The sequence below is a fragment of the Agrobacterium deltaense RV3 genome (genome assembly GCF_900013505.1).
Lineage (GTDB): Bacteria > Pseudomonadota > Alphaproteobacteria > Rhizobiales > Rhizobiaceae > Agrobacterium > Agrobacterium leguminum.
This window is the reverse complement of the sequence record NZ_LT009746.1, coordinates 1,984,604-2,001,268: the sequence shown is the minus strand read 5'-3', so window position 1 is coordinate 2,001,268 and position 16,665 is coordinate 1,984,604. Positions and strand designations below refer to the sequence as shown.

General features: G+C 61.5%; 16 protein-coding genes. 7 read left to right on the top strand and 9 right to left on the bottom strand.

What is annotated here, in order from left to right; translation table 11 throughout:
* Positions 1-116: 116 nt before the first annotated feature.
* The 4 genes from AGR7B_RS23460 to AGR7B_RS23445 all read right to left on the bottom strand — a co-directional run bounded on the left by AGR7B_RS23460 (position 117) and on the right by AGR7B_RS23445 (position 4,688).
* Positions 117-1,907 (bottom strand): ABC transporter ATP-binding protein, encoded by a 1,791-nt coding sequence (locus AGR7B_RS23460; RefSeq protein WP_080858076.1) that lies wholly within the window; start codon positions 1,905-1,907, stop codon positions 117-119.
* Between the two features lie 459 nt (positions 1,908-2,366).
* Positions 2,367-3,356: a Bug family tripartite tricarboxylate transporter substrate binding protein gene (locus AGR7B_RS23455; RefSeq protein ID WP_080858075.1), complete on the bottom strand. Its 990-nt coding sequence runs from the start codon at positions 3,354-3,356 to the stop codon at positions 2,367-2,369.
* A 114-nt stretch (positions 3,357-3,470) separates the two neighbouring features.
* Complete coding sequence (locus AGR7B_RS23450) at positions 3,471-4,166, bottom strand: superoxide dismutase (protein WP_080858074.1); 696 nt, start codon at positions 4,164-4,166, stop codon at positions 3,471-3,473.
* Between the two features lie 195 nt (positions 4,167-4,361).
* Positions 4,362-4,688: a GCG_CRPN prefix-to-repeats domain-containing protein gene (locus tag AGR7B_RS23445; RefSeq protein WP_020810616.1), complete on the bottom strand. Its 327-nt coding sequence runs from the start codon at positions 4,686-4,688 to the stop codon at positions 4,362-4,364.
* Between the two features lie 179 nt (positions 4,689-4,867).
* On the opposite strand from AGR7B_RS23445, the gene AGR7B_RS23440 reads away from it, so the two are divergent.
* Complete coding sequence (locus AGR7B_RS23440) at positions 4,868-5,071, top strand: CsbD family protein (protein WP_080858073.1); 204 nt, start codon at positions 4,868-4,870, stop codon at positions 5,069-5,071.
* A gap of 48 nt (positions 5,072-5,119) precedes the next feature.
* Here the strand turns inward: AGR7B_RS23440 and AGR7B_RS23435 are convergent, their stop codons facing one another.
* A complete protein-coding gene (locus AGR7B_RS23435; protein WP_080858072.1) occupies positions 5,120-5,302 on the bottom strand; it encodes a hypothetical protein in 183 nt (60 codons plus the stop codon).
* 268 nt (positions 5,303-5,570) lie between these two features.
* Here AGR7B_RS23435 and AGR7B_RS23430 point away from each other — a divergent pair, with 268 nt between their 5' ends.
* Genes AGR7B_RS23430 through AGR7B_RS23405 form a run of 6 tightly spaced genes read left to right on the top strand, consistent with a single transcriptional unit; the run spans position 5,571 to position 11,117 of the window.
* A complete protein-coding gene (locus AGR7B_RS23430; protein ID WP_080858071.1) occupies positions 5,571-6,722 on the top strand; it encodes an extracellular solute-binding protein in 1,152 nt (383 codons plus the stop codon).
* Positions 6,719-7,603, top strand: coding sequence for an ABC transporter permease (locus tag AGR7B_RS23425; protein ID WP_080858070.1), 885 nt, complete (start codon positions 6,719-6,721; stop codon positions 7,601-7,603). Before AGR7B_RS23430 ends, AGR7B_RS23425 begins: the two co-directional genes overlap by 4 nt.
* 1 nt (position 7,604) lies before the next feature.
* Entirely contained in the window at positions 7,605-8,429 is an 825-nt protein-coding gene (locus AGR7B_RS23420; protein WP_003521664.1) for an ABC transporter permease, read from the top strand.
* Between the two features lie 9 nt (positions 8,430-8,438).
* Complete coding sequence (locus AGR7B_RS23415; protein ID WP_080858069.1) at positions 8,439-9,473, top strand: ABC transporter ATP-binding protein; 1,035 nt, start codon at positions 8,439-8,441, stop codon at positions 9,471-9,473.
* A gap of 1 nt (position 9,474) precedes the next feature.
* Complete coding sequence (locus AGR7B_RS23410) at positions 9,475-10,311, top strand: glycerophosphodiester phosphodiesterase (protein ID WP_080858068.1); 837 nt, start codon at positions 9,475-9,477, stop codon at positions 10,309-10,311.
* Positions 10,308-11,117: an inositol monophosphatase family protein gene (locus tag AGR7B_RS23405; protein ID WP_080858067.1), complete on the top strand. Its 810-nt coding sequence runs from the start codon at positions 10,308-10,310 to the stop codon at positions 11,115-11,117. Before AGR7B_RS23410 ends, AGR7B_RS23405 begins: the two co-directional genes overlap by 4 nt.
* A 39-nt stretch (positions 11,118-11,156) precedes the next feature.
* Here the strand turns inward: AGR7B_RS23405 and AGR7B_RS23400 are convergent, their stop codons facing one another.
* The 4 genes from AGR7B_RS23400 to AGR7B_RS23385 are packed head-to-tail and all read right to left on the bottom strand — an operon-like array spanning position 11,157 to position 16,612.
* The gene (locus AGR7B_RS23400) at positions 11,157-12,968 is read right to left on the bottom strand and encodes an ABC transporter ATP-binding protein (protein WP_080858066.1); all 1,812 of its coding nucleotides are present in this window, start codon (positions 12,966-12,968) and stop codon (positions 11,157-11,159) included.
* A gap of 4 nt (positions 12,969-12,972) precedes the next feature.
* On the bottom strand, positions 12,973-14,757 hold the full coding sequence (locus AGR7B_RS23395) for a gamma-glutamyltransferase family protein (RefSeq protein ID WP_065657711.1): 1,785 nt from the start codon (positions 14,755-14,757) through the stop codon (positions 12,973-12,975).
* A 22-nt stretch (positions 14,758-14,779) separates the two neighbouring features.
* Positions 14,780-15,652 (bottom strand): ABC transporter permease, encoded by an 873-nt coding sequence (locus AGR7B_RS23390; protein ID WP_003521670.1) that lies wholly within the window; start codon positions 15,650-15,652, stop codon positions 14,780-14,782.
* Between the two features lie 12 nt (positions 15,653-15,664).
* Complete coding sequence (locus AGR7B_RS23385) at positions 15,665-16,612, bottom strand: ABC transporter permease (protein WP_020810606.1); 948 nt, start codon at positions 16,610-16,612, stop codon at positions 15,665-15,667.
* Between the last annotated feature and the right edge of the window lie 53 nt (positions 16,613-16,665).

Below are 16,665 nucleotides of genomic sequence, written 5' to 3'. Positions count from 1 at the left end.
CGTCCTGTTGGTGTTGCGCAGAACACCCACTTACGCGAAAAAAGCGGCGTGTTCGTGGCGCGGGGTCAATGTTCGGGAAGGGAACGCCGGGAGGATACCCCCGGCGTTTGGTTTTTTCAGGCCACCAGGCCCTTGGTCAGCTCCAGCGCCTGCCGTTCGAACAGCCGGCGGTAGATGCCGTCATTGAGGCGGATCAGCGCCTGATGATCACCCTCTTCGACAATCCTGCCCTTGTCGAAGACAAGCAGCCGGTCCAGCGCCCGGACAGTGGAGAGCCGATGGGCGATGACGAGTGTGGTGCGGCCGACCATCAGCCGTTCCATCGCCTGCTGGATCTGCACTTCGCTTTCGCTGTCGAGGCTGGAAGTGGCCTCGTCCAGTATCAGCACCGGCGCATCCGCAAGGAATGCACGGGCGATGGCGACACGCTGACGCTCACCGCCGGACAGCTTGACACCGCGTTCGCCCACCATCGTCTCATAACCCTTGGGAAGGGACATGATGAAATCATGGGCGCTGGCCTGTTTCGCCGCCTGCTCGATCTGACGCCGCGTGGCGTCCGGCCGGCCGTAAGCGATGTTTTCCGCCAGCGTGCGGTGGAACAGGATGGGCTCCTGCTGCACGATGGCGATCTGGCCGCGCAGGCTCGATTGCGTGACGCCTGCGATATTCTGGCCGTCGATGCGGATCGCGCCCGACTTGATGTCGTAAAGCCGCTGGATGAGCTTGACGAAGGTTGTCTTGCCCGAACCGGAATGGCCGACCAGACCCACCCGTTCACCCGCCTTGATGGTGACCGAAAAGTCATCGTAAAGCGGCGTGGGATGCGCGCCATACTGGAAGGTAACGTGATCGAAGACGATCTCGCCCTTTCCAATTTTGATAGGCCCCGCATCCGGCCTGTCCTCGATGCCGAGCGGCATCTTGTCCAGCAGCACCAGCTCTTCCATGTCGTTGACGGCGCGTTGCAGGTTGCGGATATCCTGCCCCACATCGCGCAGATAACCCTGCAGCACGAAGAACATCGCAAGCACGAAGGTAATGTCGCCCGGCGTCGCCAGCCCCTTTTGCCACATGATGAGGCCCGTACCCAGAATGCCGGCCTGCATGGAGACCATCATGAAGCTTTGGATCGTGCCGTTCAGCGTGCCACGCTTCCATGTCCTGCGCGTGCGGTTGTCCCACTTCACCAGCACATGGCCCAGCCGCGTTTCTTCGCGGGTCTCGGCACCGAAGGCCTTGACCACCGAATTGCAGCTGATGGCATCCGCCAGCGCGCCGCCAAGTCTGGTATCCCAGGCATTGGCAAGCCTTGCCGCCGGCGACACATATCCCATGGAAAGGCCGACCGTAACGCCGATATAGATCAGCGATCCGAGACCGACGATCAGGCCCATGACCGGCCAGTAGCTGCCGAGCACGATGGTGGCGCCCACCAGCATGACGATGGATGGCAAAAGCGCGACGAGCAGCAGGTCGTTCAGCGAATCCAGCGCCCACATGCCGCGCGTGATCTTGCGGACCGTGGAGCCGGCGAAGCTGTTCGCATGCCAGTCGGTGGAGAAGCGCTGCACCTTGTGGAAGCCGTTATTGGCGACATCCGCCATGATTTTCAACGTCAACCGGATGATGCCGTTGAATATGAACCAGCGCAGCACAACGCTCACCAGCCCCAGCGCCACCACAATGACGAAGGCGCGCAGCGCCTTGTCTGCCCCGTTGCCACCGGCAATGGCATCGACGATCTGGCCGGAAAAGACCGGCACCATCACTTCGGCCAGCGTGCTGGCAATCACCAGAACGATGATGAAACCCACCAGCGCCGGCCGATGACGCCAATGGTTGAAAACAAAGCCGAGCACATGTCGATAGGCATCGGCGCGGAAATCGAGCTTCTTGCGAGTCATTTTTACCAGCCCAGCGCCATGTAATCGGCGACCGGTCCTCAAAACGGAAGTTGGATGGCACAGCCCGGGCGGGAGACGAAGTGATCCCGTCAGATCAATCGGGCTATGGGGGAAGTAAAACCGCATGTCGGGCGCGCGATGGCGGGCCGCGAATGGATATGACCTAGTGTCGGGTCATTCCCTGCGGGAGGGTTTCGAAGAATGCTGGTGTCATGCAACGCCTCCCTTTGTTCGATCTGACGCGGTAGTGAGATTTGTAACTCAGCCGTTGGAGCTTGCCAAGCGGGTTTTTGCAACCGGCTGGTGAGTGATGCGGAATGGCCACACCGGTTGGGTGCGTCACTATGAATCGCGGCCGATGCGACAACGGCATCGGCCACGATTTCGTCAGGTCGTTATTTCCGTCCGCAACCGGCAGGATGTGTGGCGGAAAATGAGGATGGTATCTGCCGTTACCGGTCAGTCCATCTGCACATTCGCGTCCTTGACCACCGGTCCCCACTTGGCGATTTCCGCAGCAACGTGGGTTTTCAGCTCATCCGGCGAAGAGGCGACGATCTTGGCGCTGAACTCCGCCATGCGTGCGGCAACTCCCGGATCGGCAAGCGCCTTTTTGGCCGCGGCATTCAGCTTGTCGACCACCTCGGCCGGCGTGCCGGCAGGCGCAAAGAGCGCATTCCAGGTGTAGGTCTCATAACCCGGCACCGTCTCGGCGATTGTCGGCAGATCCGGGAAGGACGAGGCGCGCTCCTTGGTCGTGACGCCGAGCGCCCGCAACGTGCCGGATTTGATATGTCCGGACGAAGACGGCAGATTGTCGAACATGATGGAAATCTGATTGCCGAGCAGATCGTTGAGCGCCGGGCCTGCACCCTTGTAGGGAACATGCTGCATGCTGACGCCGGCCATGCTCTTGAAAAGTTCGCCGGAAAGATGCAGCGGGGTGCCATTGCCGGAAGAGGCGTAGGCATGTTTGTCCGGCTCGGCCTTCAAGAGGGCAATCAGTTCCGCCACGCTGTTGACGTTGAGCTTCGGATTGACGACCAGCACATTCGGCACCACCACGAGCAGCGAAACCGGCGTGAAATCCTTTTCCGGATCGTAAGGCTTGGTCTTGAGAATGAGCGGGTTGAGGGCGTGGGTGGCAACCGTTCCCATCAGGATCGTATAACCGTCAGGATCGGCGCGGGCCACGCGGTCGGCACCGAGATTGCCGCCGGCCCCGGCGACATTTTCAACAACGATCTGCTGGCCGAGCTCATCACCCATCTTCTGTGCGATAACACGCGCGACCACATCGGTGGAGCCGCCCGCCGCGAAAGGAACGACCAGAGTAATCGTTCGATCGGGGAAACCCTGCGCGAGCGCAGCCGTTCCCAGCATACCGAAAGAAACCGCCGCAGCGGCAAGTTTCAAAATCATGCGCCGTTTTGAAGACCGGTAAATCATGAACCCTCCTGTAACATGGCCTCCTCGCCATGGGCGCATAGTAGCTAAAATGCACCTCAGGGCAACCCGCAGGCGGCCGGCCGCTGCCGGCAGGTTTCAGGAGAAAGAGGATCGTTATGATTTCAGGCGTTCTTCGACGACCCGCCAGTTAACCAGCTTGTCGAGCACGGCGCGAATATGGTCGGCCTTGCGATTTTCATAATCGACGTAATAGGCATGCTCCCATATGTCGATGCCGAGATAGGCCGGGCGACCGACAGCGACGGGATTTTTGCCGTCCTCATATCCGATCAGCGCGAGCCGGTCGTCGTCGCCGCGCGTGAGCCACACCCAGCCGGTGCCGAAGACCGTGTCGGAGACATCGACCGCACGTTTGATGAAACCATCATAGCCACCGAAGGTCTCGTCTACCGAAGTGGCGAGATCGCCCGTCGGCCGGTTCGGCCCGCCCGGTACGAACTGATCCCAATAGGCGACATGGTTCCACGCCTGTGCGGCATTGTTGAAGATCTTGACGTCCGCCGCCTCTTTCGACTTGGCGGATGTCGTCACGATATCCGCCAGCTCCATGTCGGCATAGGGCGTGCCGGCGGCAAGCGCATTCAGCTTGTCGTAATAGGCCTTGTGGTGTTTTCCATAATGAAGACCCACCGTTTTCGCCGAAATCACTGGCGCGAGATCGGCCTCGGCGAAAGGAAGTTTGGGCTGCATCAAGGGCAGTGCGGCACGCGCGACGTGCGGGCGGGGAAAGATTGCAGCGGCGGCGGTTGCTGCACCGGCGGTGAGAATCGTGCGTCTGGTGATGTCCATCGTATCCTCCTTATGAACGGTGATACGGGACTAACCCCGAACTGCCGTCAGGGTTTCCTCACATTGAAGGCAATTCTGTCTAAGCCCATGCTGATTTGGAGCAGGGACGCTGTATTCACACCCTCCCCGAGAGCGGATGGCCCTCACCAGGCCATATGAGAAAGGCCCTCCCGACGTAGAGAGGGCCTTGCCCGATCAGTATCGATAATAATCGCGACGATCGCGGTAGTCGCGATAATCTCTGCGGTCGCGCCACTCACGCCATTCCCGTCTGGCCTGACGCTCGCGCCATTCACGGCGAGCTTCCCAGCGGTCGCGCCGGTCCCAGCCGCGCTCATAACGCGGTCCGTTCGGACGGCAATAGCCGCGCGGAGTCAAATGGAAGCCGCGGCCGCAGGCATAATCCACCTTTTGAATGTGGGATGCCGAAGGTGCAGACGGTTGACCGACAGGCATGGCGTTGGCGCCGGTGCCGAACAGGGCGCCGAGAATTAATCCGGCGGTTAGAATCATCTTGCGCATCTTATCTCCCTCCTTGTGGGATGAGACGATTTAGCGCCCCGCCGGGTGAACTGCGGCTGAATGAATCGTGATCTTTTCGTGGCAGCAGGCCACAGTTACGCCGAACATTTCGGCCGCTCGGCGGAACCCTGCGGAGGTTCGGACATTTACCAGTGCAAGCCAAAAAAGGGAGAGCACCAATGGATTGGAACCGCGTTGAAGGCAACTGGAAGCAGATGAAGGGCAAGGTCAAGGAGCAGTGGGGTAAACTCACCGACGACGACCTCGATGTCATCAACGGCAAACGCGAACAGCTCGAAGGCAAGATTCAGGAGCGCTACGGTTACGAAAAGGACCGGGCCAGGAAAGACATCGACGACTGGTATGGACGTCAGCCCTGGTAAGACGAGACCCCGCTTCGGCGGGGTTTTTCTTTGCGGAAGATTCTCCGGTCAGCTGGCAGCAGCCAGAACGGCTGCAATAACGATCAGCAGAGACCCCATCCATCTGAAGTGACGAACAACCGGCGGCTGACTGACCATGTTTTTTGACAGCGGCAGATAACCGAAGCCGACACATGTCATCCACAGGCCGGCACAGAACATGATAAGTTCGTCGATATAGGCTGCAATCATCGCTCCCCTCCCTCCAATCCAATCGCGATCACTCTACCTGCCCGGCAACGCCTTGAGTAGGGCCTGCTTTCGAACGGCGACACGAACAGTGTGCGCCGGCGATGCTGTCGGCAGCAACCGTCACGAAAGCGTTATGGAAAGACATTAGAACCGCCGCCGGCCCGTTCAAAAAATGCACGGCTGTGCAACGACCGGCCAGAGCCTTCCCCATCTTCCCCGGGGTCAGCGCTCAGCAGTTCCACTCGCGCCGAAAACATCGGAGACATAGATGAAACGCCGCACCTTTATGATGTCCGCCGCAGGCGCCGCCGCCGGTCTCGCCCTTGCACCGCGCATGAGCTTCGCCGCTCCGGGCATGATCGACTGGTACACCAGTTCGGATACGAATATCCTCGATTTCTGGTCCAATACGATCAAGCCCGCCTTTGAAGCCGCCAATCCCGGCCTGAAGCTCAACCTCGTCGATGCCGGCGACAGCGCGGGCATCACCGCCATCGGCGAGCGCGCCATCGCCGCAAAGCAGACGGGCACCGATCCGCAGGCCGATTATTTCGAAACGGCCGATCCGCTGCTGCCCACCGGCGGCATCGATGCCGGCATCTATGTGAACATGGCGAAAGCCGGCCTCTCCAACTATTCGCGCGTCAATCCGCTTGCCATCCGCAGCGAATATAGCCTGCCCTATCGCGGCAGCCAGGTTCTGCTCGCCTATGACACCAGCAAGCTCAAGCCGGCGGATGCACCGAAGACCTGGGATGAGCTCGTCAAGTGGATCAAGGCCAATCCCGGCCAGTTCGTCTATAACCGTCCCGACAAGGGCGGCTCCGGCGGTAACTTCGTCCGCCGCGCCATCCATCAGGCCAACGGCCTCGACCCCAAGGCCTTCACGGTCGATAATTACACGCAGGAAGCCGGTGACAAGGCTCTCGGCAAGGCATGGGCGCTGCTGAACGATATCGCCCCGTCGCTCTATGACAAGGGCGCATATTCCTCCGGCAACACACAGTCGCTGCAGCTGCTTTCGCAGGGCGTCGTCACCATGACTCCCGTCTGGTCCGATCAGGTGTTGAAGGCCATCGATCAGGGCGTTCTGCCGCAAGAAACTGGCCTCGTCCAGCTTCAGGATCTGGCGCTTTGCGGTGATTTCTCGCGCGCCGTGGTGCTTGCCAACGGCGCCAATCGCGACGCCGCCCTGAAGCTCGCCAATTTCGTGCTGTCGGAAGAAATTCAGGGCGCGATCCTCACCGAACTCGGCGGTTTCCCCGGCGTTTCCTGGGACTATGTGCCGGCCGAACTGCGCAAGCGTTTCGCCGACATCATCCCGCAGACCATTCCGACCTTCCCGGCCGGCAAATGGGAAACCGCCATCAATGATGGCTGGTATCGCAACGTCGCTCCCAACGTCGACCGCAAGTCGTGACCAAGGTTGCGGAAGGAGCGGTTCGCCCGCTCATCGACAATACGGCAGGCAGGAGGCCAGTCGGCCTCCTGCTCGTCGCCATCCCCGTGTTCCTGATGATGTGGCTCGTCATCTGGCCTGCCATCAACGCCATCGGCCGCACCGTCTGGCGCACCGGAGCGAACGGTGAAACGGGTTTCGATCTTTCGAGCTACGGCTTCTTCTTTTCGGACCGCTACAGCCTCGACAATCTTGCCGTGACGTTGTGGACGACAATGGTCTGCGCGATCCTCCTGCTGGCGATCTGCCTGCCGATCGCGCTCTACCTGCGCTTTTCGCAAGGCCGCCTTTCGGCTTATGTGCAGGCGCTCGCCATCTTCCCGATGTTCGTGCCTTCCATCATCCTCGCCTTCGCCTTCATCCGCGTTCTCGGGCCCAACGGCATGGCGGACATATTGCTCAATGCGGTCGATCTACCGAAAATCCGCACGCCCTATCTCACCCCGTGGGGACCGGTCATCGGTCTCGTCTGGGACAATATTCCGCTGACCGTTCTGATCCTGCTCGCGGGGCTTGGCAGCGTCGCCAACCAGTCGGTGGAGGCGGCGCGGGATGTGGGTGCAAACGCGCTTCAGGTCTTCTGGCACATCATCCTGCCGCGCATTTCCAATTCCATTCTCGTGGCGCTTTCCTTTTCGGTGCTCGGCATTTTTTCCTCCTTCACCCTGCCCTATCTTCTCGGACCGGCCTCTCCCGAAATGCTCGGCCCCTTCATGCAGCGCACGCTGCGCGAAGTGCAGGATCCCATCGGCGCCATGACCCAGGCCGTCATCGCTTTCGGTTTCTGCATCGCATTCGGCCTGTTCTACGTGCGTTCGGTCGCACGCAACCAGGGGAAATGACATGACGACCCTCACGCCGGCGCGAACCCGCATGGACTGGCCCGGCATATTTTTCGCCACCCTTCTCACCGTCGCCATCGTCGGGCCGCTGCTTGTCGTGGGCACCTGGGCATTCACCGAGGTCTGGCGTTTCCCCAACGTCATTCCCCAGCAGTTCGGTTTCCGCTTCTGGGGCCAGACGCTCGGCCGCGCCGACGTGTGGAACGCGCTGATGCTGAGCCTGCGGCTGACGACTGTGGTAACGCTGCTTTCAGCGGTGATCTGCCTTCCCGCCGCCTATGCCTTTGCGCGCATGAGCTTTCCCGGCCGCAACCTGCTGTTCTTCTCCTTCCTTGCGGGCCACGCCTTCCCGAAATTCGGGCTTCTGGTGGCGATTGCCGCCATTTTCCTGCAGCTCAACCTCATCGGCACCTTCTGGGGCGTCGTTCTCATCCAGCTAGTCGGCACGCTGATGTTCATGATCTGGATTCCCGTGGCGGCATTTCAGGCTGTCGACCGGCGCATGGAAGAGGCGGCCCGCGATGTCGGCGCCAGTCCGCTCAGGGTCTTCTGGTCGATTACGCTGCCGCAGGCGGGACCGACCATCGCCGCTGCCGTGCTGCTGAGCTTTGTCGGCACTTTTTACGAGACGGAAGGCGCATGGCTGATCGGTGCGCCCGGCATTCGCACGATGCCGGTGCTGATGATCAGCTACATCAACAACCAGATGGTTATCCAGTATGGCGCGGTCCTCTCCGTCCTGCTTTGGGTGCCGTCCTTCATTGCCCTCATGTTCGCCCGCCGCGTCATCGGTGGCGGCGCATTCGCCCGCGGTTTCGGCGGTTAGGAAATCATCATGTCCGTACTTCACATCCGCCAGGTCACGAAAACCTATTCCGGCGGGACCAAGGCAGTCGACAGTTTCTCGCTCGATGTCGCCGATGGCGAACTCGTCTGCCTTCTCGGCCCTTCCGGTTCGGGCAAATCGACGCTGCTGCGCATGGTCGGCGGCTTCGAGCAGCCGACGGGCGGGCAGATCACCATCGATGGCGAAGATGTCACCCACCTGCCGCCAGAGCGGCGGCCAACCGGCATGGTGTTTCAGAGCCACGCGCTCTGGAGCCATATGAACGTCTTCAAAAACCTCGCTTTCGGCCTCGGGCTGCGCCGCATGCCGGCTGCAGTCATCAGAGAGAAAGTGGAGGCTGTGCTCGAGCTCGTCGGGCTTTCCGGTTATGGCGAGCGCGCCACCAGCCAGCTTTCCGGCGGCCAGCAGCAGCGCGTAGCGCTCGCCCGCTCGCTGGTTCTCGAACCGAAAATACTCCTGCTTGACGAGCCCTTCGCCAGCCTCGACCAGCATCTGCGCGAGCGGCTGCGGGAAGAGGTGCGCGATATTCAGCAGCGTCTCGGCATCACCACGCTGTTCGTCACCCACGGTCAGGATGAGGCCCTTTCCATGGCCGACCGCATCGTCGTGATGGCGAACGGCAAGACCGAACAGATCGACCGGCCGAATGTGATCTATCGCGAACCGCAGACCCCGTTCGTCGCCGGCTTCATCGGCACCATGAACCTGATAGAGGGCGCGGTTTCAGACGGAAACTTCATGCGCGCCGACTTCACCCTGCCGCTTCCGGTCTCCGACGGACCGGCCATTCTCGCCGTTCGCCCGGAAGCCATCGATCTGACGATTTCCGAAACGCCGGAAGCAAGTGTGCATCGGGTGACGGATTACGGCACCCACGGGCTTGTCGACCTTGATCTTGCCGATGGTACAAGGATCAAATCCATGGTCGCCCACCCGGATATGTTCCAGACGGGACAGGGCGTACGGATTTCGCCCCGTGCCATCACGGCCTATCGCGACAACCGCCCAATCTACCGGAGCTGACATGAACCAGCCGATCCATATCGACCGCGACGGCCACAGAACATGGCTCAAATGGCATCGCGCCCGCCGCCGCGCTGACGATCCGGTCTTTACCGGCGAGCGTATCATCGAGGCGATGCGGCTCGGTGCAAGCATCGAGGTCGATCTCGTCATTCACGCCGATCACGGCTGCGCCGTTTTGCATGACCGGACGCTGGATCGGGAGACCACCGGCACCGGCCGGGTGCGCGACACATCCGCCGCCGCCCTGCGCCAGCTTCATTTGCGCGACAATGACGGCCAGCCCATCGATGCGAAGGTAATGCTGCTCGAAGACCTTTGCGCCCTGCTTGCCGAGGGCGCCGTTCATCCCGACGCCCTGCTCCAGCTCGATTTCAAGGAAGACCGGCAAGCGCTTACTCCGCAGGTGGTCGCCGGTTTCGGGGCGAGCGTTTCGCCCTTGGCGAAGTCCGTGATCCTGTCGGGCGGCGATTTCGACGCCATCGCGACGCTTGCCGGGTCAGCCCCCGGCCTTCGCACCGGATATGATCCATGCCATCGCGGCACGCTAGCCGCCCTGAAGGCAAGCGGAAACTATCCGGGCTTCATCGCAGACGCCCTTGCCACGGCACCCGATGCCGACATGATCTACCTCGCCTACGAGATCGTGCTTGCCGCCGAGGATGCGGGTGTCGATATCATCGCCCCCATCCACGCCGCCGGTCGCCGGGTCGACGCGTGGACGATCAACAGCGTCACACCGCAATCCATAGAACAGGTGAAACGCCTCTTGCGGCTTAAGGTGGACCAGATCACCACCGACGATCCGGAAGGGCTCGCCGAGGTTTTCAGCCGATGACAGTCAATTACAGCACCATCCTCGACCATATGGTCGCCACCGCCCGCGAAGCCGGCGCATTGACGCTCGACCATTTCAGGCGCTTCCGCGAGATCGAGATCGGCGTCAAGGGACCGGGGGACTTCGTTTCCGACGCGGACAGGGATTCCGAAACACTGATCCGCGACCGTCTGCTCGGGCAATATCCCTGGGGACTGACCGGCGAGGAATTCGCGCCCGTCGAAGGGACGGATCAGGATCACCGCTGGCTGGTCGACCCCATCGACGGCACCACCAATTTCCTTTTCGGCCAGCACTATACAATCACCATTGCGCTTCGCCGTGGCAATGAAACGATCTGCGGGCTGGTCTACAATCCCGTTTCCGACGAGATGTTCACCGCGATCAAGGGAGACGGCGCCTATCTCAACGGCGAGCGCCTGCGGGTCAATGCCAGCACCGATGTCGCCCTGATGTGCGTCGGCACGGGCCTGCCCACGCCCAATCTCCAGCTTTATCCCGGCGCCTATCAACGCCTTGACGCCATTCGTGCGCCCATCGGCGCGGTCCGTGTGGTCGGCAGCGCCGCCAATTCCTGCGCTTACGTCGCCTGCGGCCGGCTGACCGGCTATTACGAGGAAACGGGCTTCGTGGACACGGCAGCCGGCATTCTGCTGGTGCAGGAGGCCGGTGGCATCGTGACCGACTGGTGGGGCCGCGGACCGGAGTTCTATGAAAAGACCGGTACGCTGATCGTCGCCAATGCCGCGACCCATGCCTATCTTATGGAGCACCTGCGCGGCGTTCCGCCCAAGAACCCCGCATAGCGGCTTCTTCTTCGGAGCATTCATACAGCAGCCGTCGTCTCAGGCCACCTGCACCAGGTGGCCGGGCGAAACCGTCCTGTAGTTTCGCACCGGCGTTTCATATCCCATGGCCCGTATCGGGCTTTTCAGCTCGTCATTGGATATGCCGCGCCTTATCCCGCGCCTTGCCGGGTCCGGCACCGGCACGGCGGACATCAGCTTTTTCGTATAGGGATGCTGCGGATTGTCGAAAACCGCCGCACGCGGCCCGATTTCGACGATCTCCCCGAGATACATCACCGCCACCCGGTGGCTGACGCGCTCCACCACCGCCATGTCATGGCTGATGAACAGGAAGGCGAGGTTGAGGCTCTGTTGCAGGTCGAGCAGCAGATTGCAGACCTGCGCCTTGATGGAAACATCGAGCGCCGAGACGCTCTCATCGGCGACGATAACCTTCGGATCGAGCGCAAGCGCACGGGCAATGGCAATGCGCTGGCGCTGGCCGCCCGAAAATTCATGGGGGTAGCGGCTGGCCATATCGGCGGACAGGCCTACCTTTTCAAGAAGATCGGCAGTCTTTTCCTTCGCCTGTCTGCTGCTGCCGAGTTTGTGCTTGATGAAGGGCTCGGAAATAGCCGTGCCTATCGTCATGCGCGGATTGAGCGAGGAGAACGGGTCCTGAAAGATCATCTGCACGGATTTGCGCATATTGCGCAGGCCGACCGTATCGAGCCGCATCACATCGTAACCGTCGAGCGACACGTCGCCGGCCGTCGGCTCCACAAGCCGCATGATCGAGCGGCCGGTGGTGGATTTTCCGCAGCCGGATTCACCCACCAGCGACAGCGTTTCGCCCTGAAACAGATCGAAGGAGACGTTTTCGACGGCGTGAACCGCACCCGTCTGGCGTGCCAGCAGGCCGGAGCGGATGGCAAAACGCGTCACAAGGTTTCGGACCGACAGAACCGGCGTCTGCCCGCTCGCAACCGTCCCCGCCACCTCCCGCGGCTCGCTCGAAAGGCCGGTTTTCATGTCGAGCACCGGAAACCGTGTCGGCCATTGCCGGTCGCGCATTGAGCCGAGCTTCGGCACCGCCGAAAGCAGCGCCCGCGTATAGGGGTGCTCGCCGCGCCGGAAGATGTCCTCGGTCGGTCCGGTCTCGACTTCATCGCCGCGATACATCACGATCGTCCGGTCGGCGATTTCGGCCACGACGCCCATGTCATGGGTGATGAAGAGCACCGACATGCCCTCCTCTTCCTGCAGCAGTTTTATCAGGTCGAGGATCTGGCCCTGAATGGTCACGTCGAGCGCCGTCGTCGGCTCGTCGGCGATCAGCAGTTTCGGCCGTGAAGCGAGCGCCATGGCGATCATCACCCGCTGGCGCATGCCGCCGGAAAACTGGTGCGGATATTCATCGAAACGGCCGGAGGCGTTGGGAATGCGAACCTTTTCCAAAAGCCGCACCGTCTCCGCCCGTGCCTCCTGCTTCGAAAGCCCCTTGTGCCGGATGAGGACTTCGGAAATCTGGCGGCCGATGGTGAAGATCGGATTGAGCGAGGTCATCGGTTCCTGAAAGATCATCGAGATATCGTTGCCGCGCACGCCGCGCATTTCTCTTTCGGAAAGCGCAAGAAGATCGCGCCCGTTGAGCAGCACTTCACCCTCGATCCGGCTGGAGGCCGGGGCAAGCAGGCGCATGAGAGACAGCGACGTTACCGATTTACCGGAGCCGGATTCGCCGACAATCGCAACGGTTTCGCCGGGCGCGACATCGAAGGACACGTTGCGCACGACGCTCTTCCATGCGCCATCAACGAGGAAGGAGGTGGTGAGGTTACGGACGGAAAGGACGGGGTTTGTCTCCATGGTGTCACCGCCCTACCGCATAGGCCTGCATCAGCCGCGGTGTTGCAGCGGCACGCAGCAGACCATCCGCATCGCGACGCGCGGCGGTGAGCCGCCCGACCGACCATGCATCGGCAACAGTGACGCGGTGCCCGCGGCGGCGAAGCTCCTGCAGGGTCGCTTCGCCCACCGTGCTTTCCACGGTAATCTCACCCGGCGAACTGGTGCGCGGATAAAACGAGCCCGGAAAATGCGCGGTGTGGAACAGCGGCATATCGATGGCGGCCTGCAGGTTCTTGCCGTGATGAGCGTAACGCAGGAAGAAAGGCAGTTGCCATTGGTCCTGCTGATCGCCGCCCGGCGTGCCGAACACCATCGCGGGACGCCCCTGATGCAGCGCAAGCGAAGGCGTCAGCGTGGTGCGCGGACGTTTGCCCGGTGCAAGCGAGGTCGGCAGGCCTTCCTTCAGCCAGAACATCTGGGCGCGGGAATTGAGCGCAAAACCGAGGCCGGGCACGATGGGCGAGGATTGCAGCCAGCCGCCGGAAGGCGTGGTGGAGACCATGTTGCCCCAGCGGTCGATGACATCGATATGCACCGTATCGCCGCGCTTCTCCGTCAGATGCGACATGGTCGGCTCGTAGACCGTACCGGTGCCGCTCATCTCGGCCAGCATGGCCATGGTGGCGTCCACCTGCTTTTCGTAACCCGGCACGGTGCCGGGGCGCAGCTCCAGCGAGGCCTCGCCGCTTATCAGCGCGCGGCGGCCGGCATTGTAACCTTCCGACAGGAGATATTCCGTCGGGATCTGCCCGAATTCCGGATCGCCGTAATAGACCTCGCGGTCGGCAAAGGCGAGCTTCATGGCTTCGACGATGGTGTGGATGAAATCGGGACCGGAGGGGTCCATGGCCGCAATGTCGAAGCCTTTCAGAAGCGCAAGCGATTGCAGCAGAACCGGACCCTGCCCCCAGGCGGGCGTCTTGGCAATCGTCCAGTCGTGATAGTCGAGTGTCTGCGGCGCTTCGACGGTCGCGCTCCAATCCGCCATATCCTGCGCCGTCAGCACGCCCTTGTGCTTAGCACCGCTGGCATCCATGACTTCCGCGGTCCTCACGTAACCGTCAATAGCTTCCGCAACGAAACCCCGATAAAAGGCATCGCGTGCCGCCTCGATCTGGTTTTCACGGCCGGAGCGCGCTTCGGCTTCGGTGACGATCCGCTGATAGGTCGCGGCCAGAACCGGATTGCGGAAATTGGCGTGAGGCTCGGGTGCCGCGCCACCCGGCAGCCACGTCTCATGGGATGTCGGCCATTCCTTCTCGAAGAAATCGGCCAGACCCTTGATGGTGGCGGAGACGCGCGGCAATGTCGGATGCCCGTGTTCGGCATAGTAGATGGCCGGTTCCAGCACGTCGCGCACGCTCATCGTGCCATAGTCGCGCAGCATCAGCATCCAGCCGTCGAAAGCGCCGGGGATGACGGTGGCGAGCAGCCCGTCGCCGGGGATCAGCTTCAGCCCTTCCGACGTGTAATGTTCAATCGTCGCACCGCTCGGGGCCGGGCCCTGTGCGCAGATGACTTCCACCTTGTCCTTCTGCTTCGAATAAAACACGGCGGGCATATCTCCGCCGGGGCCGCACAGATGCGGCTCGACAATCTGCAGGACGAAACCGGTGGCGACGGCCGCGTCGAAAGCATTGCCGCCCTTTTCTAGAATGGCCATGCCAACGGCCGATGCGATCCAGTGGGTTGAGGTGACGACGCCGAAGGTGCCAAGGATTTCAGGGCGTGTGGTGAATTCATTCATTCGGATATTTCCTTGTAAAAGATCATGCTTCGCGCGGATCGAGCGCGTCGCGCAGGCCGTCGCCCAGAAGATTGAAGCCGATGACGACGAGGAAGATGGCGATGCCGGGCCACATCGTCATCCATGGCGCCTGGCTGAGGAAATTCTTCGCGGTGTTCAGCATCGAACCCCAGGAGGGCGCCGGCGCCTGCTGGCCGAGGCCGAGGAAAGAAAGGCTCGCCTCCGCGATGATGGCGGTCGCCACCGTCAGGGTCGCCTGCACGATGATGGGGGCGAAGACATTCGGCAGGATGTAACGCGTCATGATGTCGATGTGGTTGAGGCCGATGGACCTTGCGCCTTCGACATAATCTTCGGTCTTGACCGCCAGCACCTGCCCGCGCGTCAGCCGCACGAAAATCGGCATGGCGGAAAGGCCGATGGCGATCATCGCATTGGTGAGGCTCGGGCCCAGGAAGGCGGCAAGCGCAATCGCCATGATGAGGAACGGCATGGCCAGCAACGCTTCGGTGATGCGGGATATGACCATATCCACCCAGCCGCCGAAATAACCTGAAATCAGGCCAAAGGGCACGCCGATGACCACGGCGATCATCACCGAGACCACGCCCGCCATCAGCGAGGCGCGCGCGCCATAGATCATACGGGAAAGGATGTCTCGACCGAGATCGTCGGTGCCGAGCCAATGGGCCGCCGAGGGCGCCTTGCGGATGGCCGACCAACTGGTCGCCACCGGATCGGCAATCGGCAGGATCGGCGCGGCGATGGCAAGGACGGCGAAAAACAGCACGATAACCATGCCGACAAGCGCCGATTTGTTGCGCTTCATCTTCTTCCAGGCGCGGCTTTCCTGCCGCGTTACCGCTACGGAGAGGTTTTGATCGAGAACGGTCATGATATCGGGGCCTCAGATCGTCGCCCTGAGGCGGGGGTTGAGCAGGACATAGGCAATGTCGGCCAGAAGGTTCATGAGGATGAAGCCGACGGCGGTGCAAAGAACGATGCCCTGCACGACCGCGTAATCGCGGGTGAACACCGCATCGACCGTCATCTTGCCGAAGCCGGGAATGGTGAATATCTGCTCCGTCAGCACCGCCCCGGCCAGCAATTCGCCGAAGAGCAGCGCCAGCAGCGTGATGACGGGCAGAAGCGCGTTGCGGAAACTATGCGACAGGATGATCTCGCGCGGCGAAAGACCCTTGGCGCGGGCGGTGCGGATATAATCGGAACTGAGCACCGCCACCATCGCCGAACGTGTATGGCGCATCAGCGTCGCCGCAAGCGCGTTGCCCAGCACGAAGGCCGGCATGATCATGGTTTCGATGGAGCGGACGGGATCGACAAAGATCGATTCATAACCGGATGCCGGCAGCCAGCCGAGTTTGACCGACACCAGCAGGATCAGCATGATACCGAGCCAGAAGTTCGGGATGGAGAGGCCGGAAAGCGCCACAATATTGGCCGTGTAGTCGATCCATGTGTTCTTCTTGACGGCGGCCAGAATGCCGATGGGAATGCCGATGACCATAGCAAAGAACATCGCCATAACCGCCAGTTGAATGGTGACCGGCAGCTTCTGACCGATAAGCTCCAGCACCGGCTGGTTGGTGCGCAGCGAAATACCGAAATCGCCCGTCACCACGCCGCCCAGCCAGTTGACATATTGCAGCGGCACAGGGTCGTTCAGGCGATATTTCTCCCGCAGGAATTCAATCGTCGCCGGATCGCGCTCCTCGCCCGCCATGGCAAGCACCGGATCGCCCGGCAGCAGTTTCTGCAGCGAGAAGACGAAGATGGAGATGATCAGAAGCGTCGGGATCGCGACCAGCAGTCGCTTGCCGATATAAACAGGCATGGCATGGCCCTCGTTCGTGCCAATTCGTGAGGGCCGCACGGCAAGGCCGTGCG